At 67.8% G+C, this 21,624-nt stretch carries 17 protein-coding genes and 1 pseudogene; 7 read left to right on the forward strand and 11 right to left on the reverse strand.

What is annotated here, in order from left to right; translation table 11 throughout:
• Positions 1-358 precede the first annotated feature (358 nt).
• Positions 359-1,090: a transcriptional repressor LexA gene (gene lexA / locus ACZ5ID_RS34640; RefSeq protein WP_468906113.1), complete on the reverse strand. Its 732-nt coding sequence runs from the start codon at positions 1,088-1,090 to the stop codon at positions 359-361.
• Between the two features lie 364 nt (positions 1,091-1,454).
• On the opposite strand from lexA, the gene ACZ5ID_RS34645 reads away from it, so the two are divergent.
• Positions 1,455-2,387, forward strand: a complete 933-nt coding sequence (locus ACZ5ID_RS34645) for an FG-GAP repeat domain-containing protein (RefSeq protein ID WP_468906115.1) — start codon at positions 1,455-1,457, stop codon at positions 2,385-2,387.
• Positions 2,388-2,868: 481 nt separating this feature from the next.
• On the opposite strand, the gene ACZ5ID_RS34650 is transcribed toward ACZ5ID_RS34645, so the two are convergent.
• On the reverse strand, positions 2,869-3,219 hold the full coding sequence (locus ACZ5ID_RS34650; protein ID WP_468906118.1) for a hypothetical protein: 351 nt from the start codon (positions 3,217-3,219) through the stop codon (positions 2,869-2,871).
• 626 nt (positions 3,220-3,845) lie between these two features.
• Here ACZ5ID_RS34650 and ACZ5ID_RS34655 point away from each other — a divergent pair.
• Both ACZ5ID_RS34655 and ACZ5ID_RS34660 read left to right on the forward strand, forming a co-directional pair.
• On the forward strand, positions 3,846-4,946 hold the full coding sequence (locus ACZ5ID_RS34655; RefSeq protein WP_468906120.1) for a hypothetical protein: 1,101 nt from the start codon (positions 3,846-3,848) through the stop codon (positions 4,944-4,946).
• 350 nt (positions 4,947-5,296) lie between these two features.
• Positions 5,297-5,815 (forward strand): DUF2716 domain-containing protein, encoded by a 519-nt coding sequence (locus tag ACZ5ID_RS34660; RefSeq protein WP_468906123.1) that lies wholly within the window; start codon positions 5,297-5,299, stop codon positions 5,813-5,815.
• A 13-nt stretch (positions 5,816-5,828) separates the two neighbouring features.
• Here ACZ5ID_RS34660 and ACZ5ID_RS34665 read toward each other — a convergent pair whose 3' ends face one another.
• Entirely contained in the window at positions 5,829-6,101 is a 273-nt protein-coding gene (locus tag ACZ5ID_RS34665; RefSeq protein WP_468906125.1) for a transposase, read from the reverse strand.
• An 85-nt stretch (positions 6,102-6,186) separates the two neighbouring features.
• Positions 6,187-6,930 carry a hypothetical protein gene (locus tag ACZ5ID_RS34670; RefSeq protein WP_468906128.1) on the reverse strand — a complete coding sequence of 248 codons (744 nt, stop codon included), beginning with the start codon at positions 6,928-6,930 and terminating at the stop codon, positions 6,187-6,189.
• A gap of 191 nt (positions 6,931-7,121) precedes the next feature.
• Here ACZ5ID_RS34670 and ACZ5ID_RS34675 point away from each other — a divergent pair.
• Positions 7,122-7,918, forward strand: a protein-coding gene (locus ACZ5ID_RS34675) for an IS5 family transposase (protein ID WP_468906161.1) whose coding sequence is annotated in 2 segments (ribosomal slippage) — positions 7,122-7,458 and positions 7,458-7,918 — 798 coding nt in all. Because the reading frame shifts where the segments join, the coding sequence is not laid out codon by codon here.
• 1,057 nt (positions 7,919-8,975) lie between these two features.
• Here ACZ5ID_RS34675 and ACZ5ID_RS34680 read toward each other — a convergent pair.
• The 4 genes from ACZ5ID_RS34680 to ACZ5ID_RS34695 form a co-directional block, all read right to left on the reverse strand.
• The gene (locus tag ACZ5ID_RS34680) at positions 8,976-9,488 is read right to left on the reverse strand and encodes a hypothetical protein (protein WP_468906130.1); all 513 of its coding nucleotides are present in this window, start codon (positions 9,486-9,488) and stop codon (positions 8,976-8,978) included.
• Between the two features lie 281 nt (positions 9,489-9,769).
• Positions 9,770-10,237, reverse strand: coding sequence for a hypothetical protein (locus tag ACZ5ID_RS34685; protein WP_468906132.1), 468 nt, complete (start codon positions 10,235-10,237; stop codon positions 9,770-9,772).
• Positions 10,238-10,480: 243 nt separating this feature from the next.
• Positions 10,481-11,125: a hypothetical protein gene (locus tag ACZ5ID_RS34690; protein WP_468906134.1), complete on the reverse strand. Its 645-nt coding sequence runs from the start codon at positions 11,123-11,125 to the stop codon at positions 10,481-10,483.
• Between the two features lie 499 nt (positions 11,126-11,624).
• Complete coding sequence (locus ACZ5ID_RS34695; RefSeq protein ID WP_468906170.1) at positions 11,625-11,984, reverse strand: hypothetical protein; 360 nt, start codon at positions 11,982-11,984, stop codon at positions 11,625-11,627.
• Positions 11,985-12,245: 261 nt separating this feature from the next.
• On the opposite strand from ACZ5ID_RS34695, the pseudogene ACZ5ID_RS34700 reads away from it, so the two are divergent.
• Positions 12,246-12,555: pseudogene (locus ACZ5ID_RS34700) on the forward strand (transposase); the annotation flags it as partial.
• A gap of 6 nt (positions 12,556-12,561) precedes the next feature.
• Here the strand turns inward: ACZ5ID_RS34700 and ACZ5ID_RS34705 are convergent.
• A complete protein-coding gene (locus tag ACZ5ID_RS34705; RefSeq protein ID WP_468906137.1) occupies positions 12,562-13,290 on the reverse strand; it encodes a DUF2625 domain-containing protein in 729 nt (242 codons plus the stop codon).
• Between the two features lie 336 nt (positions 13,291-13,626).
• On the opposite strand from ACZ5ID_RS34705, the gene ACZ5ID_RS34710 reads away from it, so the two are divergent.
• Both ACZ5ID_RS34710 and ACZ5ID_RS34715 read left to right on the forward strand, forming a co-directional pair.
• The gene (locus ACZ5ID_RS34710; RefSeq protein ID WP_468906140.1) at positions 13,627-14,451 is read left to right on the forward strand and encodes an IS5 family transposase; all 825 of its coding nucleotides are present in this window, start codon (positions 13,627-13,629) and stop codon (positions 14,449-14,451) included.
• A 74-nt stretch (positions 14,452-14,525) separates the two neighbouring features.
• Complete coding sequence (locus ACZ5ID_RS34715; RefSeq protein ID WP_468906143.1) at positions 14,526-15,281, forward strand: hypothetical protein; 756 nt, start codon at positions 14,526-14,528, stop codon at positions 15,279-15,281.
• A gap of 292 nt (positions 15,282-15,573) precedes the next feature.
• On the opposite strand, the gene ACZ5ID_RS34720 is transcribed toward ACZ5ID_RS34715, so the two are convergent.
• Entirely contained in the window at positions 15,574-15,990 is a 417-nt protein-coding gene (locus ACZ5ID_RS34720) for a hypothetical protein (RefSeq protein ID WP_468906145.1), read from the reverse strand.
• 53 nt (positions 15,991-16,043) lie between these two features.
• Positions 16,044-20,465: an RICIN domain-containing protein gene (locus ACZ5ID_RS34725; protein ID WP_468906163.1), complete on the reverse strand. Its 4,422-nt coding sequence runs from the start codon at positions 20,463-20,465 to the stop codon at positions 16,044-16,046.
• Positions 20,466-21,624 lie beyond the last annotated feature (1,159 nt).

Below are 21,624 nucleotides of genomic sequence, written 5' to 3' on the forward strand. Positions count from 1 at the left end.
GGCCTTAGGTTTGCGACCCAGAAGGCGGAGACGACCGGGTCCGGCCTCTCGGGGGCGGGCCGCCTGCCTCCTCCTTCTCGGCCCCAGGGTTCCGCACGTCCGGCCCGCTCCCCCGCCCGCCACGGCACGGCTCTGTGTTCCAGCAGTCGGGCGGGGGAGCGGGGAATCGGCGCCGCGGTCCCGCTCCGGCATCCATGCCCGTTGCCGGAAGAACTGGCGGTACTTGGTCTACTTCCCCGCCAGGGTGGGCCTGCGGTCCTGTCGTTGCTCGTCGCCGCGTTCGTCACCTTCTTCCTCCGATGGGACTGACTCAGGAAGGCACGGCACCGTACGGCCTGAGGTTGGCCCCACCGCACTGTTACAGGGACCGCAAGACCGCGACTACCTTGCCCAGGATGAGCCCGTCTTCGCCGAGCGGTATCGGTGAGAAGTCGGCGTTGCAGGGGGTGAGCCAGGCGCCGTCATCGGTCAAGCGAAGCTTCTTCACTGTGGCCTCGCCGTCGGCGGTGAGGGCTGCCACGATGTCGCCGGGCTCGGCGCTGGCCTGGCGGCGGACGGTGACGATGTCACCGTCGAGGATGCCGGCGTCCCGCATGCTCTGGCCCACGGTCTTCAAGGCAAACAGTTCCCCGCGGCCGACCAGGGCCACGGGCATCGCGAGCACGTCCTGGACGTCCTGCTCGGCCAGGATCGGGGCGCCGGCCGCGATCCGGCCGACCAGAGGTACCTGGACCATCCCGGATGTGGGTCCGGCCTGCGCGACCCTGGCGGACAGCTCCGCGTCCGACGGCGCGGGCGTGGAGTGGGCGCTGATGATACGTCGTCCCTGCGCGGTGGGGACGTAGGTGCGGGGCCGGTTGGGGTCCTGGCACAGCAGTCCCATGCCCTGGAGTGTATGGAGCTGGTGGGCCACCGAGCTGGTGCTGGCCAGATCGACGCTCGCACCGATCTCCCGCATCGAGGGCGGGTACCCGCGCATGCGCAGGGACTCCGCCACACAGGTCAGCACAGCGCGCTGGCGCGCAGTCAGCCCGTCGGCATCCTTGCGGATCCCCGGAGGCCGTCCGGGCAGGACAGGAGTGGCACGCATAAGATCCCCCTCTTTGCCGATCTTGCGTGCCCCTGACCGTAACCTCCCGGCCTCGGATAAGGGAACACTCATTCCCCGGTTGCGGACGCCGTGGAGCGCATGCGGGCCTGAGTCCGTCACCTGCGGCGGGCCTGCGCTGCCGGCATCCGCGCGCCGTGTCGTGGTGAACGGATGAGTCGGCACTCCGCAGTGTGCGCGCGGTGCGCGGGCCACGCTGTGTTCGGTGTGGCTCCGTTCGCCTGCGCGAACAGCTGACAGCCCTGCTGTGAGGGGGCGGTGAGGGACCTGTGTAAGGTGCAAATCCTCAAGGGTGCGGTACAGACCAATCGCGCCATCTTCTGACCAGCCGGGGGGCTAGTCCTTCATGCAGTTCATCAAGCGCACGCTGAACACCGCCGCGATCGCCGCGGCGCTGGCCGCCACCGCCACTACCGCCTTCGCGGCCGGGAACCCTGCGGGGGAGGCCACCAAGAGCGCCCAGGCCGCCGAGCGGCACCAGGCTCCGCAGGTGAAGGGGAAGCTGGCCGCGCCCCGGGCGGCGGCCGGTACCTGGGAGCGGACGGCCACCTTCCCCATGGCCGCTGTCGAGCGGGACGGGTGGCTGAATTGGCACTACCCCGACGGCCGTGGCGGTTTTGAGGCGTCCTGGCCCACTGTCGCCAACTTCAGCGCCTTCAAGCACTACCTCCAGGTCGACCAGGACAAGGACGGCGTCAAGGACGGCGCCTGGAGCGTCCTGAAGGACGGCAAGCTGCTCTACACCACGGCCAAGCCCAACCAGGACCCCTCCACCCGGACCATCGGCGGGGGCTGGCAGATCTACAACAAGGTCCTCTCCCCCGGTAACCTCGCCGGGGCCGCTGAGTCCGACATGATCGCGGTGGACAAGTCCGGTGTCCTGTGGCTCTACCTGGGGTACGCCGACGGCCGCGCCACCGCCCGCACCAAGGTCGGCGGCGGCTGGGGCCAGTACACCGAGATCGCCGGACAAGGCGACCTCGACGGCGACGGCCGCACCGACATCGTCGCCCGCGACAAGGCCGGCACGCTGTGGCTCTACACCGGCAACGGCAACCGCAACGACCCCTTCAACAGCCGGGTGAAGATCGGCGGCGGCTGGAACACCTACAACCGCCTGCTGTCCGTCGGCGACCTCGACGGCGACGGCCGCAGCGACCTCGTCGCCCGCGGCAACGACGGCACTCTGTGGCGCTACTCCGGCAACGGCGACTCCCGCGACCCCTTCGACAACCGCGTCAAGATCGGCTGGGGCTACAACTCCCTCAACTTGATCTGAGCCACCCGGCGCATGCCTGGCCGGTGGACGGATCCCGGTAGCGCCGTAGCGACAGGTGTGTGGGCGGTTATGCAAGAAGAGCCTCCCACATAGTCCTCTGCCTGATCCGCCGTGTGGGGCAGGTCCGTCCGGGCAGCCTGAGTTCCGCTGCCGCGCGCTCGCAGCAGTGGCGGCGCTCTACCTTTCGGCGGTGCCTCACCGTCCATCTCGCAGATCCGTTCTTGGACCCGCTCACCGGCCCGCTCCGGGCCGGTGAACGGGTCGAACCAGTGCCGGTCCCTGCGGGCTTCGGGAGCGGAAAGGTTCACCGCCGCCCAGGAGAACACTCCCAACAGGGTGGAACGCCCGTGCTGTGTGGCGCGCATGGAGAGCGCGGACGGAGCGGCGCGTACGGCCCCAGCTGCAGGCCGACCCCGAAGAAGGGGCGCCGTGCCGGTCACGCTGTGATCACTTGACTGCGGCAGAGTTGCGTAGCAGGCCGTCATCCGCCCTCGGCTCCGTCGGCGATACGGCGACGCCACCACCGGTCTGAGCGCCACTGTCGATGATGGGCGAATGGATCGGGCAGGGTGCGCTCGCGGTATGCGGCGTCCAGGGCGGCCACGTGGCGTTTCAGCTCCGTGCGGGGGCGAACAGGCAGCTCTTGCAGGACCTGGTCAAGCACGTCGCGTGCATGACGCACGTCGTCGAAGGAGCAACCGCGGCACGAGCACGGCGCGTTGCGCAGGTAGAGAGGGCCGCGTCCCTGCTGTGCCAGGAACTCGTGGTAGCGCCGCAACGCCCGTGCAGTGGCACTGGGGTAGATGTAGTAATCGCGGGAATGCCACTCCACCCGATGTATCGCAAGGCTGGTGCGGGCAGAGAGCCCGCGGATCCGGTCCGGGGACAGGTCCTCCCAGATACGAGGGCCACATCGTTCGGCGCGCAGGGCGCCTGGCCGTCTACGCGGCATCGGCCTTTCGGTGGGCAGTCATGCACTCATCATGCCAGCCCCCATGCCTCCGCCACCGCCCCGGCCGCAACAGCGGGGCCAAGCCGTCGCCATCCATCGGCGGTCTCCATGGCGACGGCCGCAGCGACCTCCCGGCCCCCACCTCGGGCGATGACCTGTACCGCTACTCCGGCACCAGCCACGCCACCGGCCCGTTCAACAAACGCGTGGCTAGGGACGGACGCTGGGGCCGCTATGGGCTGGGGCACTTCCCTACCGGGAAGCGCCCCAGCAGTCTCGTGGAACTGCAGCCTCTTGGCGGAGTCAGTACCGCCGGGGATGCTGTCCCGGGTGGGGTTCGGCGCTGTATCTCAGTCCCACCTGGTGTCGTGGGCAGCCGCTCAGTGACCGGGACGGAGGGCGCACCCCGATTTTGAACGCGTTCAAATGGCCTGGCAGTATGGCGCTGACGCGGTCGGTGAACAGGCGAGCCGCGCTATCGCGCCGTGTTCGGAGAGGTCCTGGCTGTGAAGCATGAAGTGTCCGGCAACCGGATGGTGTGGGCCTCTTCGGTGGTGCTGCTCGTGGAGGCGGCGCTCGCTCTGGTGGTGACGGTCGTGTACAACCAGACCACGGAGTCGCCCAACGTGGGGGGCAATTACGCGCTCGGGCTGGTGGCTGTGCCCTGTGTCGCGGTGGCAGGTGTGGTGCTGGCCGCTGCCGTGTCGGGAGCCATCGTGCTTCCCGTGGTTCGGGTGGGTGGTGCGCTGGGGCGGAAATTCAGTGGCCGCGAGAGGTGGTGGTGGGGGCCGCTGCTGGTGGCTGCTGTGCTCGCAGCCCTGTGGTGGGCGGCCGCCGTCGGCGGGGCCGTCGCATGGTCGTTGTGTCCGGTGCTGTGGGTGGTGACCAGCGCCGCGCTGGCTCTTGCGGCATGGGTCACGGGGTCGCGGTGGGTGAGACGGACCGGCGCGGTGGCGGGGTGGGGCGGGCTGTTGGTGATCTGTGTCGGAGTCCTGGGCGGCGTGGCGCTGCAGCTGAACCTTCTCACGGCGTACCGGCCGCCGACGCTCTCTCCTGCCGCACTGCTCGGGACGTGGTCGGACAACGAGGGCGCGACGCTGAGGTTCGCCTTGGACGGCAAGGTCACCGCGTCCGGCGTCAAAGAACACCGCGAGGAGAACTTCAACACCACAGTGAAGGCGTGCACCGGCGAGGGCACCTGGTCCTTCGACGACGGTGACAACTCCTGGACCCAGGAAGTCCAGGTCACCCTGCCTGACTGCTCATGGCCGGCCTGGAACGTAGGCGGTACGCAGCAACGCCCGACGCTCTACCAGTACATCGGCGACCCGGACTCCTGGGACCTGTACACACTCACAAAAAGCGAAGTGATGACGTCGGCGTCCCCAGTCGACACCACCGGCGCCCACGGCCGTCCGGAACTGTCCGCACTGCGACAAGCCGGTCACCATCGTCGCCCTGCTAGCCACCCCCGAGGCCGCACGACCCACCACCCCGATGGCCAACCCGGACGTCACCCCGATGCGCCGCAACTGAAAGAGCAGGTCAATCACCCTGCCGACCTTCTGGACGGCAGGGTCAGTCCGCGTCCGCAAACATGGTGCTGATGTTGTTCCGCATGAAGGCGTCCTTCCACCCCGGACGTTCCTCAATCCAGCCGCTCAAGGCGACGATCACCCTTCTCCTGGGACATCGTCCGGGTCTGGTAGTGCTCCGCCGCGGTCCCGTCGCGGAACGCCGAGTACGACTGGGTGCTCATCGAGTGGTGTCAGACCCGTGGGCGATGATCTGGCCATGCTGCAAGCGAGAGATGAATACGGCCGACGGGTGAGGAACCCGAAGGACTCCGCGGTGAGCCAGATGGTGGCGAACCTCGGCCGTGGCACGGGCTCTGACCGGAGTTCCGTGATCAATCTACTCACGTGCTCTCGATGGGACTGGTCGGTAGCATCCGCAGATGACGAACGAACCCGTGGTCGAGCTTCAGGAAGCTGAGTACCGCCGTGTATGGGAGCGGTTCTGCGCGGAGTTCGCGTTCCGGCCCAGCGTGTACCCGACGAAATGGCCGGCAATCAAGGAGCCCGCGGCCTCGCTGACCTGGAGCCTGGCGGCCTTGGACGACGATCCGTACTACGAGCGACTCGAGCGGCTTGTCGAGGTAGTTGAGCAAGGGCTGACGGCCTGCGTTTTGCCGCAAGGCAGGATGTTCGCACTGGACTGGCAGCACGCCTCGTTCCGATTCTGGCCCCGCATGGTCGGAGGTCCCGGGCAGGAGCGGTGGCCTTTGAGCCCGTACCCGGATGGCGACTACTACATCTATCTCACGGAGGACTTCCTGACCGGCAGCTTCGGGCACCCCTGGGAGCACTCCCTGTGTCTGTTCGGGCAGGCGTTCCTCGACATCGTTGCCGGCCAGGTCGACGAGATCCTCGGCGTGCCGATACGCAGATCCGGTCGGGCTACCGATCACCAGTAGCACGGCGCTGCACTCATGAGTTGGTGAGGATCCGAGTCCGCAGGAGCGAGAAGGATGCCCGGCCGTACATCGCTCGCTTTAGGGTCTTCACGCGGTTGACGTGACCTTCGACGACTCCTGAGCTCCAGCGCAGGGTGAGTGCGGCAGTCACGGCAGCGAGGTCGCCGCGGAGGAAGCCGGCGAATCCGCTGATGGGCTTGGGTGCGTCCTGCTCGGCATGGCGGATCCATTCGGCCAGCAGGAAGCCCTGCTTCCACCGCCGAGCTGATTCGCTGCCCGGGATCAACTGCCCGACCCTGATGGGAGGTTGCCACTTTGACGGATGGGGCCGTGGCTGCCGGTCGATGACAGCCGACGGAGCTCGTGGATGCTCAGTCAGCCGCTTCCTCCAAGCGCCCCAGGATCGCGCGCAGTGACTGGGTGCGATACGAGGCGTGCGACGGGAGTTGGGCGAGGCACGATCGTAGGCGCCGTACTGTTGCCAGCCGGACGTTGCCCGGACCGATGGCGTCGATCACCACGGCGACCGCGTTCAACGCCCAGGACTGGGCGAACGGGTGGGCCTCCTCGGTAGCTGCCGCCACGAGAGCTGGCAGGAAGTCTCCCTCGGGCAGGGCGTACAGGCGGGCGTAGGCGGCCAGCCGGGTACCACCGTCGGCCGATCCGAGCGCGTCAGCGACGTCGAAATCATCCAACTGTGGTGTCAGCCTGACCAGCTCCGCGACGATCTGCTCCTGGCGGTAGGTACGTGCTGCGCCAGACGGCATCCTCATTCGCAGGTCGGTGAATTCACCTAGGAGCCGACTGACCGCCTCGTTCGCCCTCTCTCCCCGGCCACGGTCGTCCCCGGCGGCCACCAGTGCGACCCGCGCCTGGCGACTCGCGTCGTTCACGGCCAGCCGTGTCTCCTCGGCGCGCTGTTCGGCAGCCTCCACACGCTCCTCCAGCTTGCGGTACTGGAGCTTGGCGCCGCCGGGAAGCTCAATGCTCTCGAACAGATCACCTAGCCACGGCACTACCGCGATCGCGGCCAGGATCAGGGTGGCGCCGTCGATCTTGATGTCCGGCCTGGCCAGGTGGAGGCCACCAACTCCCAACGCGCCAAGCGAGATCACCGGCGCTATCAACCGCTTCCGCCAACCCACCGACGCGCCCCCTGGCCCCGATTCTGGCAACGAGCCCAGCATTCCAGAGACTTGAGCGCGACGTGCCGCATCCGTCCACTAGAACGCCGAGCGTTCACCGCGCCGGGGCACGTCTAAGAGATCATCTCATTTGGTGGGTTGGGTAGTCTGTCTGTGTGCTGATGGTGGAGCGTCTGGTGCCGGACGGATTGTGGGAGTTGTTTCAGCGGGTGGTGCCGGAGGCGCCGGTGCGTCCTCAGGGGGGCGGGCGGCGTCGCCACGGGGATCGCGAGGTGCTGGCGGCGATCATCTTCGTGGCCACGACGGGGTGTACGTGGTCGCAGGTCCCGCCGGTGTTCGGCCCGTCCGGGGCGACCGCCCACCGTCGCTTCATGGAGTGGAGCCGACAGCGCGTGTGGGCGAAGCTGCACCGCCTGGTCCTGGACGAGCTCGGGGCCCGTGGCGAGCTGGACTGGTCGCGGTGCGCGATCGACTCGGTGAACATGCGGGCGCTGAAAAAGGGGACCTGACGGGCCCGAATCCTGTGGATCGGGGCAAGTACGGGTCGAAGATCCACTTGATCACCGAGCGGACCGGGTTACCGATTTCGGTCGGTATCTCGGGCGCCAACCTCCATGACAGCCAGGCACTTGAGCCGATGGTCCGTGGCATACCGCCCATCCGCTCACGCCGCGGTACCCGCCGTCGGCGACCGGCCAAGCTTCACGCCGACAAGGCCTACGACAACCGTCACCTGCGGAAATGGCTCCGCAGCCGAAACATCACACCCCGCATCGCACGCAAGGGAATCGAGCCCTCCCAGAAACTGGGCCGCCACCGCTGGACCATCGAGCGGACCATGGCCTGGCTCGCCGGATGCCGCCGACTCCACCGCCGCTACGAACGCAAAGCCATCCACTTCCTCGCCTTCGCCAGCATCGCCAGCACTCTCATCTGCTACCGCAGACTCGCCAAATGAGATGATCTCTAACTGCCGCTCCTACCAAGAGCCCGGCCACTGACGAGGAATACGCCCTGCTGACAAAATCCCCACTGCACCAGTTGAAGTTCGGTCGGGCAGGACGTCCACGACGCGGCCAGCCTCGACGTCGACCAGGAGGGTTCCGTAGGTGCGGCCCTTGCGGAAGGCGAACCCGTCGACGCCGGGGACCCGCGGGGATTGTTCCGGAGCGGTGGGAGGGTCCAGGAGTTCCAGCAGCCGGGTGCGGCCGGCGACGAGGTGCAAGAAGCGGCACAGCCGTTCGCCGGCCCGGCCGCCGAGCTCGACCGCGACCTGACGCTGCCAGTCCTTCAGCCCCAGGCTGGAGCGGCGATACCGCTCACAGCCCATTTACCTGCTCGACGAACGTCCGGCGCTGGCACCGGGTCCGGTCGCAGAAGAATCGCCGGACCCGAAGCCTGACCAGCAGTTCATCCCCGTCAGAGGCCGCTCGGCCAGCCTTCGCTCGTAGGAGGAGTGGACTCTCCGGGCCCGGGCACAGCATCCCGGGCATCTGGGTGGTGGGCCACAGGCTGCCGCCACCACGACCAGGACCTCCGCCGTGAACTCCACGGCCTCCAAGCGAACATCGACGTCCGGGAACAGCACATCATCCAGTGAGCAGACCCCCACGAGCCAGTCGTGCCCTGCCGGAACGTTCCCGCACACGAGCCCTGGCCTGGGAAATCACGGAACTACGGTCAGAGCCAAAATTCGAGATCCGCCTCAAGGCACGAACGACGCCAAAACACTCCGTGCGCACCCGGTACCAGGGCCCGTCCCCCCCTCGCTCGATCAGTCCGGAGGCAATGCTGTGGCTCATCGTGCGAGTGTCCACGACCAGAGCATCGACATCAAAGGAGAAGCAAGCGCTGCCGTACCGCCGCCGGCTGCGGACGAGGGCGGAGGCATTGGCCACGACACCATCGGGGCACGAAGATGTATTCGACCGTGTGCCGAAGCAGAGCGGCGCTGACCTGTCCCACAGGCCGTGCGCCGCTCGCCTGGCCAGCCCGCCGCCGCTCGCGTCGTTGGGTCAGCCCAGGCCGACGGCGGCCAGCGCGGTAGTCCAGTCAGTGGCGATCGCGTGCCGGGCGGCATCCAGACTCACCTGACCGCTGCACACGGCCGTCTTGAGCCGGTTCTCTACCGTGTCCTTGTTCCCCGCGCTCTTCCCGCCGACGCTGTAGCGCGGCTCAGGCCAGAGGTTCTGCGGATCCCGCGGCGCACCGCCCAGCTCCAGGGGCACGAGGTGGTCCTCCTCGTAGTCGGCGGTGGCAGTGTCGCTGTAGCCGTAGGCGGCGATCTGCTGGATTTTGAGGGGGCTGGTGTAGCTGGTGGGCGGGCGCACCGTGGAGGTCCAGCCGGACACGCAGATCGTCGAGTTGATGGTGGTCTGGGTGACGTCGGGGTTGTAGGCGCCGGGCTGGCAGACCGGGTCCGGCAAGGGCAGGTAGGCCTGCGAACACGAGCCCGGCACTGGTGTCGCTGTCGTGCTGGCGTGGGCCGAGCCGGCGGTCAGGCCGAGGGCGCCGGCGGCAAGAGCCAACGCGGCAGCAGGGGCAAGCCGAGGGAGCATGCGCATGGGGGGTCTCCGTCACCTTGGGCCCGGATAGGGACCCCGGGCATCTGACGGTATGACACCACCACAGTGGTCTATGCGAGTAGAACCATGGGGTGACTAGACGGTGACGTGCGCGATTCTTGCCCGCCGATGGGCTGCTCCTGACCGGATCTTCAGCCTCCCTTGGTCGACGACGCCCCAGCGCGCCTCCTATCAGGGCCACCACGTGCTCTCGGCCGGGTCTGCGCGCGCCGTTGCCGGAACCGTCAGTCGAGAGCGTCACCGAGCGCCGTCAGCAGAGCGTGTTCGCACGTGCCCGGTCCGTCCACGGTGTCCACGAAGTTGGCGATGAGCGCGACCGCCACGGTCAGCGCGCGGGGTTCGCTCTCCGGCACGGGCCCTGCCCTCTCGCGCCAGGCCACCGGGTCGCCGTCGTCGAAGGACACCCGCACGGCCTGGGCCACCATCGGCAGGTCAGCCGACTCCACCAGACCGTCCCAGCGGCGCAGCTTGCCGATGAGCGTGTTGGTGAATTTCTCGGCGAAGGCGGCGCGGCCGGGCTGCCCGGCGCCGGTCCGGTGCAGTGCGCCGTCCATGAGGAACAGCGTCCCGCGCAGCAGCTCCGGCGCACCGTAGAGGGCTGTGGCATCAGCGATGCGCCGGCTCAGGGCAGGCCACTGACGCTGATCGTGGCCCGTGCGCACGAGGCAGACCTGGTCCCATGCCGCTTGCACCGCACCGATCTCCACCCGCGCCCCACCGGTTGCCACAGCCAGCCAGCGTAGCCACGCCTGTCGCACGGCAGGCCCCAGCGACGAAAAACAGCCGCGAAAGAGCCGGATACTCGATGCCCGAGGCAGACCCGTGTCCGGCGGGGGCTTCGCTGTCACTGCCCGATCAGTCACCTGGCAGCGGCATCGCCTGGTGACGGTACGGAGGTGCTGGAGAACGGCTGCTCAGCGACCCCTGCTGTGCTGCTACGTGTCTGTGAGTTCGCGGAGGGTGTCGGTGTAATACCGGCGGCGTTCGGTCATGAGTGCGGTGACGTCGTCGTCCGTCACCTGGGAACATCTTTGAAGACGCTCCAGCAGATTGTCTCGCTGTTCGTGCCCGGAAGCCGCGACGTAGGCGATCGTGCGGGCCGTTCCTCCCCCGGCGAGCAGCAGTTGGTGGGGCAGGCCGCACCAGGTGTCGAAGCTCGTACAGATGGCTCGCCACAGGCACCAGATGTCCTCGGGCCGGCGGTGCTCGGCGAGCAGGAGCGCGGCGGTCTCGATGGTGCGGCTGAAGCCCCAGCAGTGGCGGTGGAACCGTGTCTCCTGCTCCAGCAGGAAGCGGGCGAAGGCGTGATCGACCGGTCCCGGGGTGAGGATGAGGTCATCCAGGACGTCCCTGCGGTCCTTCCAGTACCGGTCGAGTGGCAGGCCGTCAGCGTCGTGGGCTGCTTCGAACTCAAGGAGGGCCCAGCGCTCCGGATCCTCCAGCCACCAGGCGGGCGCGATGGCGTCGCCCTTGGACGTAGGGACAACCGTTTCGTCAGGAATGGCAAGCTCCCTTGTCGCGGGGTGGGGGTCGCGGCGCGTGTCCGCGCAGGGCGGCACGGCGCGGGACGGGACCGTCATGGGTGATCTGCACAGTAAAGGGCGCCGCCGACCGCGACGACAACGGGATTCGATGTTGTACGCGCGCTGTACCGGGAGCCACGGTCGACCGAATCGCCAACGCCCAACGCTCCGAAGCGCGCTCTCGTTTCTGGATATCGCTGGCGGCGGCCGACACAACGACAGCCTTGCCGGCCCGGGTTCGGCCCCTGGCAGTTGCCGCGGCGTTCTGGGGGTGACCTCTCAGATGGGGCGGTACATCTCTGTGGTGGTACCCGGCGGCAGCGCGCGTGTCATGTGGAGGTAGGCCGTTCCGTAGGGGGTGTCGGTCCGCAGTAGTTCCCACTGCTCCAGGTCGTGTGCCAGTAGCGGCGCAACAGTGCACGGAACTGCGCGAATTCATGATCGTTCAACGGGCCCGGCCCGTCTGTATGCGTGGCTATCGCTCGACACTGGGTTCTGCCCGGCGGATCTTGGGCAGCGGCTCTCTCCGGCCCTGGAAGGCCGTTTGCTGCAAGAGTCAGCAGAGCCGGTCCGGGGAGGGAAGCTGGGTGATCTGTTCATCGCCCCAGGCGTAGACCTCCAGGTTGGACAGGTAGCCGTCGTAGGCGAAGACCAGCGCGCCACCGACGGCCTGTCCATCAGGACCGAGCACCGTGGCATCGGCGACGGGATTCTCGGTGACGGGCGCACTGGGCACCGACAACCTGTCCAGAGCGAAGTCGATGCTGGCGCAGGAACATGTGCAGTGACCGGTCAGCCGGAGGTGGGGGATCTGTGCACGCAGAGCGTGATGGACAGGCTTGTCGCCCTTGAGGAGCGCCTCAAGGAGCGCGGCCGCTGCTGCGGGTATTCGATCACTGGTCGTGCTGGTCTCCATACCCTGACCCGACCATTTACCAGGCGGAAGGTCAAACCGGAAATCCGGCGTAAGCCGGTGCCCGGGACCTGTCACGGACGCAGCCAGAGGCGGATCGCGGCGACACACACGGACACCCGCAAGCACACGCGGTGGCATCGCTCGGGGGCCGACGATTCAACGCACAGGCAGCCGAAGTGCCAGTCAGACCCTGAGCCACGACCACCGGAACCCGCTAGGAGTATCAATGTCAGACCCCGCCGCTATCGTTCGAGCGTTCACGATCTTATCCCGCCCATCCGCTCCCGGCGCGGACCGCGGCGACGGCGGCCCGCCAAGCTCATGGCGACAAGGGGTACGACCCCGGCTGCGCGGGTGGCTGCGCTCCCGGAACATCACCCCGCGCATCGCCCGCAAGGGGATCGAGTCGTCCTGGCGGCTGGGCCGTCACCGTTGGACTGTGGAGCGGACGGTGGCCTGGCTTGCCGGGCGCCGCCGGCTGCACCGCCGCTACGAACGCAAGGCCGAGCACTTCCTCGTCTTCGCCGGTATCGCCGCCGCGCTCATCTGCTACCGGCGTCTGGGCGGGTGAGCCGGTTCATACAGCTCCGAGGAACCCCGGGTCGGCGTCGTCGAACTGGCGGCACGAGTCGCGGCTCAGCCCCAGGAGTTCCGCCATGGGCACCGCACGGCGACTGGTCGCCAGCAGGTCCTGGCGGGCCTCGGCCGACCACAACGGCGGGAAGAACGACAATCCCTGCCGGCCGTTCAGCACGGAGACCTCAGTGCGCCAGCCGTCCCACCGCAGACCCCCGTAGAACTCCTGCAGCCCTCCGGAGAGAATCCAGGACAGCCAGGCCGAGTGCCCGGCGCCCAGCGCTTCCCAGCCAAGGGAATCGGGGGCGAAGTAGACGATCTCGCCCGGCTCGCCGGGCCGACCGGCCTCCCGCGGATTGCCCCCATTGAGGGCGAAGACCCCGCCCAGCACATCGTGCGCAACCACGAGCCCCGCCCCCGGCCGCCAGGCTGGATCGAACGTCGAGGGCATCGCATTGATCTCTGCCAGGCCCGGCAGTCTCTCGGCGCCGGCGCCACCCGGGCTTCCGAAGATCCGCAACCAGCCGCTGTCCACGAGCAGACCGCCGCAATTCAGCACGATCCCGCCCAGGTTCGACCGGGCCGAGACCTGGAGCTGCAACAGGGACGCGCGGCCTGTCTCGGCGTCGCCGGGCAGCACCTCAACTGGTACGTCAGTGCCGGACAGCTCCTGAAGGAGGAGCGGCCAGGCTGGATCACCGACGTTGAGCAGCTCATTGACCTCGCGCATCCCCGCATCGTCGCACCAGCACTGAAAGCGCAGTCCGCCAGGGCACCCTCACTTCGATCCACCAAACGAGACGATCTCTTAGTGAGCGTTTTGGTTATGTTCGCGCTGGTCTGATGTAGTTCTGAACTGCCGATGCCGCAGAGCTGTCGTGCCGTCTGTGCTGGAATATGGCTTTTCTGACGAGCGGTCGGCAGGCGAAGTGATCCGGTTGCCACCGGAACATCCCGTCTCGATTACACATGCCCTACTTCACGATGCATCCAGGACGCCCGGCACGCTCCCGATGCCACCGCACACTCCCTCCCCGACAGCCGCAAGCGCCGGTATCCCCACACCATGCGACCACCCCGGCCCTACCCGAGCGGCCTGTCCGACGCGCGGTGGGAACTGATCCGCCCCACCCTCGAAACCTGGCGCCAGGCCCGCGCCGGAATCCGACGGCCCCACCACGACCTGCGGGCCCTCATGAACGCCATCCTCTACGTCGACCGCACCGGCATCCCCTGGCGCTACCTGCCGCACGACTTCCCACCCTGGCAGAGCGTCTACGGCTACTTCGCCCACTGGCAAAACGACGGCATCTTCGACCACCTCAACGGCCTCCTGCGCAGCCTGCTCCGCCAGGCCGAAGGCCGCGAACCAGAGCCCACCGCCTGCCTGCTCGACTCCCAAAGCATCAAAACCTCAGCCAACGTCCACCTCGCCGACCAGGGCATTGACCCCGCCAAAAAGATCATCGGCCGCAAACGGCACATCGCCACCGACACCCTCGGGCTCCTCCTGGCCGTCCTCGTCACCGCCGCCAGCGCCCACGACTCCGCCGCCGGCACCCACCTCATCGACCACCTCGCAGCCCGCCACCCCACCATCACCAAAGCCTGGGCCGACAACGCCTACAAGAACAAAGCCATCGAACACGCCGCCACCCGCGGCATCGACCTCGAGATCGTCCAACGCGACCCCCACACCCGCGGCTTCACCGTCCAACCCCGCCGCTGGGTCGTCGAAAGAACCCTCGGCTGGCTCATGCACCACCGCCGCCTGGCCCGCGACTACGAAACCCACCCCCACCGATCAGCAGCCACGATCCAAATCGCCGCCATCAACCTCATGACCCGACGCCTCACCCACCAGAACACCCCCAACTGGCGCCACACCTGACCCCAAATGAAACAGACAACCGAGAATCAAACGCTCACTTAGGCGAACGCCTGCGGGGGGAGGAGGCCGTGCCGTTGGTCGCAACCCTGTTGGATGTTGTGGCGAGTGTCCACACGCCGGAACAAGTCCTCGAACTCCACAGCTTGTTGCGCGGGGGGAGCCGTGCGCTGGACGCTGAGGAGCTGCTCCGTCGCGGCGTGGCGAGCGGCTGGTCTCCTGAATCGATCAAGCTCGTGGCCTGTCAGCTGCCCGTGGAAGACCCTGCTCTTTCCGCACTCCTTGAGGCAGCGGCGGAGTTGCACCCGGATCGGGTTCGCCCACTGCTCACGCAACTCTCCGGGCACCGGCGGTTCGCCATGCTCCGCGGAATCGCACACTACGCCCAGGTGAAGTACCTCACCCACTACTGGCAGGACCCAGAGTGGCGATCAATCCAACGTCTTATCGCCTCAGAAGTGACTCCCCCTCGGGCAGCGGCCGCGCTCTCCGCCAGCGGGACTCGGGGGATGGCTCACATGATCGGTCAGCTTCGGCCGATCCCCCAGATCATTGATATCTGCGGGTCGCTGACCCCAAGGGACGCGGTCCTGTTAGGAGCGGTCATCGAGTCGGGGATAGTGGCTGCGGAGAAGGCGGGGCGGGCTGCCGAGCTCCGTCGCGGCCTGCTCGCCCGAGGGATGGACTGGCAGCTTTCGCTGCAGCGCAGGGTCGACAGCTTCCTGCTCCTCCACGAGTCTTCTTACGGCCCCGTAAACAGGCAGTGTACCCGCCGCAGACCCCCCAGCCTGCGTGGAGGGAACGCCAAATCTGACATGGAGACGGTTGTCTGATTTCTTGGTCCTTTTGACCGGCCGGCTGCCGCAATGCTGCGCCGGGAAAGAACGGCTACGCCTCGGAGGCTGTTTCGAACGGCGTGGCTCAACAAGCGCCTCACCGCACCAGGCATCGCACAACCAGGGAACCGTGCCCGGCGAGTTTGGCCACTTCGACGACCCGGCCGGGACAGGGGGCCTGGGGCGGCCCTTCGCAGTGAGAAGGCTCGGCCCACCCGAGCGCATATTGGCCCGTGGCTGCCGGGACCCTGCCGTGTCTTGGTTGGGCAGGGCCCGGCAGGTCAACGGGTCATGTAGAGGGCGGCATGACCCACAGGGCGAGCGGGTCCATGTCGTCCCGTTCCACGGTGAATCCGGCTGAGCACAGAATCCCCATCACTGCGGTTTGCACGTGACCTGCCGCCTTGATGAAGTATTGGAAGGCAGGGCCGCCGTCCGGGCGGCTCGTGTCGTACGCGCTGTGTACGGACGGATCACATTTCCAGTAGACGGAGGCTGCTGCTGGATGGTCCTCAAGGAGTTCGACTTCGACCTTCGCTCCTGGTGACGGGTCGTCGATCGTGCCCAGGGAGGCCGGCAGTCCGGCCTTTCGCAGCTCATCGCACACCTGGCCAGCCAGCCTGGACCGCGCCTCAGCCACCTCCGCGGTGACGTGCTTGAGCCCGAGGTCCTCGGGTGTCAGGTCATCGAAGTTGATGTTGATCACGCTTCCTTGGTTGCCTGGGGTGCCGGATTCTAAGAATCCGGCACCCCAGTGACTCATCCAGACGGCTGCCGCTCAGCAGACCGAGCGAGCCTTCCCCTCTCAAACGCTTCGATCATCGTCTTGAGCATGCTGGCGGATCCAGGGCCGTTTGGTGTTGACCAGGTGTAGGGGATCCCTTCCAGCAGCGGAGCGCACTTGTCCGGACAGGGGCTGCGCTCGCTGTAGAGCTCAGAGATCTGGCTCCGGTTGAACCCCTTTGACTCCAATTTCTGAATAATCTTCTCCTCAGAGTGAAGCCCGAGTGGCGTGTTGGCGAAGACAACGAAGTCATCCTTCGCGCCGGTGGCAGCGGCCCACCCCGGAACCCTCGCAACCGCGACATTCATCCCAAACTTGTACCTGAGCCCACTGCCAACCCGGAACTTGTAGGCCACGACGGCCAGTTCCGAACCGGCATACGGGATCATCTTCCTGCACAGATCACCGTCACCAGCGGCTGCCGCACGGAGCGGCTTGGGCTTTGTACACAGCCTGACCAAGTTGCTGATGTACTTCGCACCGATACCTTCGATAGCCAGTTCGCTTAGGCCGGCGGTGCGCAGGGCCCTCCAGGCGTCTGTGATGCCGATGCCGGTTCGGAAGGCGGCGTCGAGAGACTTGACGCCGTCGGTGATGGCCTTGATGGCGACGTTGCCGAAGACGAGGGTGGTGATGTCGAAGGCTGCCCAGCCGCAGTTGCCCCAGCTTCCGCCGCCTCCGGTGACCTTGTCCCAGCAGCCGGTGAAGTCTTCGGTGAGCGCCTTGATGAATCCCTTGGCGACGGCGCGGTTGAACTCCTGCTGACTGATGGTGTAGGTGACGTCCTGCGTCTGGGGGTCCTTCAGTTCCACGCTCGCGAGGAACAAGGTGTCGGAGGCGGGGCATCCGTACTGTGCGTCAGGGATGTTCGGGTTGGTGCACAGGTACAGGTCGACGGACACCTTGGAGGTGATCGTCGCGGTGATGACGCAGTCACCGGTGTGGATGATGACGTTGCAGTTGTCCTTCTTGACGTTTTCCGGGTCGCCGACGGGCTCGACCTTGGTCTTGAAGAAGACGCCGCCGATGCTGCCGGCCCCGGTCGAGATCTGGGTGTTCTTCTCCTTCGTCTCGGTGCGCTGGGCAGCGTCCTGGGTGTCCTTGGATGCCTGGTCGGCGTCCTTGGCGGCTTGTTCGGCCTCGGTGGCGGCGGTGTCGGCGCGGTCGGCTGCGGCCTGGGCGTCCTTGGCGGACTGCGTGGCCTGCCTGGCGGCCTCCTGCGCTGCCGCCGCGTCGAGCGCGGCCTCGTCGGCCGAGGCGCGGGCCTCCTTGGCGTAGCCTTCGGCTCGGCCGGCTGCCTTATCGGCGGCTGCCGCGTCCTCGGTGGCCTGCCGGTCGTATTCGACCGTGCGGGCCAGGGACTTGGCGGCCTCGGCCGCATATCCGGCAGCCTGTGCCGAGTAGCCGAGAGCTTCCTTCGCATACCCGCGGGCTTCTGCCGCGTACGCTGCCGCGTTGGCGGCGTGGAGGTATGCCTCCTTCATGTCGCCCTGGGCCTGGTTGGCGATGTCCTTGGCCGCCTCGGCCTCGGTTTTGGCGTTGTCGGCGTGGGCCTGGGCGACGGCCTGCTGCTGCTCGGCGATCGTCCGCGATGCCTGTCCCGTCAGCACCACCAGGGAGGCCGTGCTGTCGGTGTCCGCGTACGGGCCACCGAGTTGGACGGCGTCGTTGGCCGGCTTGGCGACCTGCCGGGCGGCAGCCGTGGCGTCGGCTGCTGCCTGCGCGGTGACATGGGCGTAGCCCGCCGCCTTGGCCGCAGCTGCGAGCGCGGTGAGGGCGTCCTTCATGGCGGCGTCGGCGTTGGCCTTGGCCGACTTCGCCTGGGCTGTGGCCACGCCTGCCTGCTTGACCGCGGCGGCGGCTTCGGTCGCCGCGTGCTGGGCTGCCTCGATGGCGTCCGCGGTGGCGCTGGTGGCCGTCCTGACGGCCGCGTCGGCCTTCAGTTTCGCGGCCTGTGCGCCGTCCGCGTCGGCACGTGCCCGCTTGGCCGCCGCCTCCGCCCGGGTGGCCGCGGCGTCGGCCTCGGCTGCCGCCTGGGTGGCGGCATCGGCCTCGGAACGGGCCCGCCCGGCTGCTGCTTTTGCGTCGTTCGCCGCGGCAGCGGCTTCATCTGCCGCCTTGCGGGCGGCGTCCGCGGCGTCACCGGCGTCCAGCGACTGTGCGTAGGCTTCCTTGGCGTCGGCCTTGACGCGCGCAGTGTTGGCTTTCTGCTCGGCGTTGTAGGCGTCGCTGCGCAGCTCGACCGCCTTGTCGCGGGCCTTGACCGCGTCGTCGCGCTTGCCCTTGGCGGTCTGCTCGGCGGCTTCGGCCCGGTCCTTGGCCTCCTTCGCTTTGCCGGCCTCGGTCTGGGCGTTCTGCTTGTGCTGGTTGGCTTCGCCCTGCTTGGCGGCGGCGGTCTCCTTCTCCGCCTTGGCCTTCTGCTCCTCGGCTTCCGCCGCGAGCCGCTTGGCGTGCGCATCGGCTGCGGCGGCCTTCGCCTGGCCCTCGGCCTTGACCGCGTCAGCCAGCTTCGCCTTCGCTGTCTCGGCGTCGGTCTTGGCGTTGTCGCGGTGAAGTTTGGCGGCATCCCGGGCGGCCTTGGCCTGCACCTCGGCCGTCTCGGCGGCCTTCTTACGGAACTCGGCTCGTACTTGCGCTGCCTGGGCAAGAGCGCGCTGGGTGATGGTGTCGCTGTCGGCCGCCGAGGCGCGGGTAGCGGCCTCCGCGGTCTCCCCGGCCTTGACCATTGCCTCCAACGCGGCAACCGTGCCCTGGGTGACCTGGTCCTTTTGCTGCCCGACGATCAGCCCGCGGCCCCGCGGAGCTCCGTTCTGGTCAGCGATCGCGTAGGCGGCCTGCTGCGCCGTGGTGGAGGCGGCAGCAGCCTTCTTCGCCGTCTCCAGCTGGGCCCGGATCACGCCGAGCTGGTTCTTCGCCTCCGCCTGCGCAGCGGTGACGTTCGCCCTGGCCTTGTCCACACTGGCCTTGGCCGGGGCAGGGCCGGTGTGCCCCTTGGGAGCAACTTTGAACTTCTGCCCGTCCGTACCGTTGCAGGACAACAGCAAGGCGTCCTGGCTGTTGGTGAACGAGCGCAGGTCCAGGCACTTGCCCGAGTTCGTGTTCTTCAGGCTCGTGGTAGCGCGGACGTCGGCTTCCCACGTCTGGGCCGGAGAGTCGTTGCAGCCCCAGATCTGGATCTTCGTACCGTCCGCGGTGCCGTCTCCGCTGACGTCCAGGCACCGGCCGGAGCCGACGTTCATCACGTGAAGGCCGTGGTCGTCCTGGTAGAGACGCCAGTCCTGTGCGGGGTCGTTGTTGCAGGTCCAGATCTGGACGGGTGTGCCGTTGGTCTTCCCTCCGCCCGCGACGTCCAGGCACTTGCCCCCAGCGGCGACCACCTTGATCACGTTGGAGGCATCCCCGATCCAGCCGAGACCGCCCTCGGTGGAGTAGTCCAGCCAGCGGGTGGAGTAGTCCGCCACCCACGACTGACCCAGCAGCCTGCCCAGGGCGAACGTGCCGTCCTGCAAGGCCTTCGCGGCCGTGGAGCTGGAAGCGAGGATCTGCTGACGCTGGGTGGCCTGGGAGACGATTTCCTGCTGCCACTCTGCGGCTGCCTGCCCCACCTCCTTGCCCAGCACCCGGTCGGGGTCGATCGGGTCGTGCCACGAGCAGCTGGCGAAGCGGGCCTTCAAGTCCTCGACGGCGATGCGGAATTCAGGGCTGTCCGGCGCCGGCGCCGTGGCGGGGAACCCGCCCGAAGAGAGGAAGATGCGGGCGTCGTCGGCGAACACCCGGGGGACGAACCACTGGTTCTCCTCGACCTTCCCCGAGTTCTTCTTCCACAGCGCCCACGCCTGCTGCTCCTGCGGGGTGCCCCCGGTGGCATACAGCTGGTCACCGATCGCCAGCGCGGCGGCCTTCGACTTGTCGTCGGCGGTCGGCGACGGATCGAAGAATGGGTTCCACACGTCGTCCCCGGCCCCGTACGACTGGTACAGCCACGGCAGCAGCCCCACCTGATCGAAGATCTTGCCGCCGCCTCGCGGCGGGTGCGGGTAATCCAGGCCGCTGACGGCGCCGGACCATGCCTGCTCCTGGTCGCTGACCTTCTTCAGCCACTGGGCGGTGCTGTCGCGGTCCGCGTTGTTCGCCTGGTGCAGGGGCGTCTTGTCGTCCATCAGGTCCCGGCGGACCTTCTGGTGGAGCTGGTCCGGCGCCAGGGTGATCGCGTCCTGTGCCAGGGCATACAGGCTGGGTCCGCTCTTGCGCAGGGCCTGAGCGGCCACGCACTGGTCCTCGCGCAGCTGCTCAGCGGACTTGGTGTCGTAGCCGTCGTAGGAATCCCCGACCAGACCCAGCTCATCACGGCCAGCGGGCCGCGCAAGGTCGGGCCGCACCGCGAGGCCGACCACCATCGCCACGGCGGTCAGCAGGAGAATGATCCGTGCAGCCAGCCCCGACTTTCCGGGCCTGGGTAAGAGAGGGTTCGGTGATCTGGAGCGCAAAGCAGGTGCCTTTCATCCCGAGGTCGAAGCGACCCAGGGCACACCTCACCCTCACGGGCGACAGTCTTCCCCCGGCCGCTGCTGAACGTGCGCGCACGCCGGGCCGGGTCAGGACCCTCCGTGCATGCGGGCAACCGTAGGCGCAACCGCGTCAAATAGCACGGGAGTTCGATGATTCCGGCCAGTGTCGCGCCTACTCAGCGCAGCGGTACCACAGCGTGCCGTCGCGCTGCGAGCCCAGGGAATCCTGTGATGTTCCTGTGAAGCGGACGCACGCGTTCGACGAGGCGCACGCAGGGCGGATCTGTCCAATTCTCACCAACTCCGCACCGCGGGAAGGCCCCAGGCGGCGGGGGTGAAGCGGGCACGGGAAAGGGCGCTGGCCCGGGCCGTAGTGCTGGGGCAGCGCCCTTGACGGTGTAGACCAGGGGCCAGACGGCGGCGAGCGGCCCGTGCGGGGTCTTGGTGTGCTGCATGGCCGTCAGCTTGCGTACGAAGACGATGGCGAGGATCGCGGCGGCCGAGCATGAGAGCGTCCTCGAGCATGACCAGGTCTGTACCGTGCTGGAGCGAGGCGGGCGTCTTGGCGTGGTCACTCCACTTGATGCCCAGGCGCTGCGTCCCCACGGCCGCGGCTCACATCGCCCACCAGCGCTGGATGGGAGCGTGGGACACCTCGCGCCACGGGCCGTCGGGGGCCTGCCGCGTGCACGCCTTCCAAATCTCACCGGCTATCCCGACCGGGACCCAGAGATCCCACGCCCTCCTCTCCGTCGGCGAGCCGACGACGCCACCACAGGTCAGAGCCCCACTGTCGCTGACGGGCGAAGGGATCGGGAAGGGTGCGCTTGAGGTATGCGGCGTCCAGGGAAGCCACTTGGCGTTTCAGCTGAACGCGGGGCCGGGCAGGCAGCTCTTGCAGGACCTGTTCCAGCACGTCGCGTGCATGTCGCACGTCGTCGAAGGAACAACCGCGGCACGAGCAGTGCGCGTACCGCGGGTACAGAGGGCCACGCCCCTGCGGGGCCAGGAACTCCTGATATCGCCGCAACGCGCGTTCAGTGGCACC

It is taken from the genome of Streptomyces sp. NPDC031670 (genome assembly GCF_055580545.1).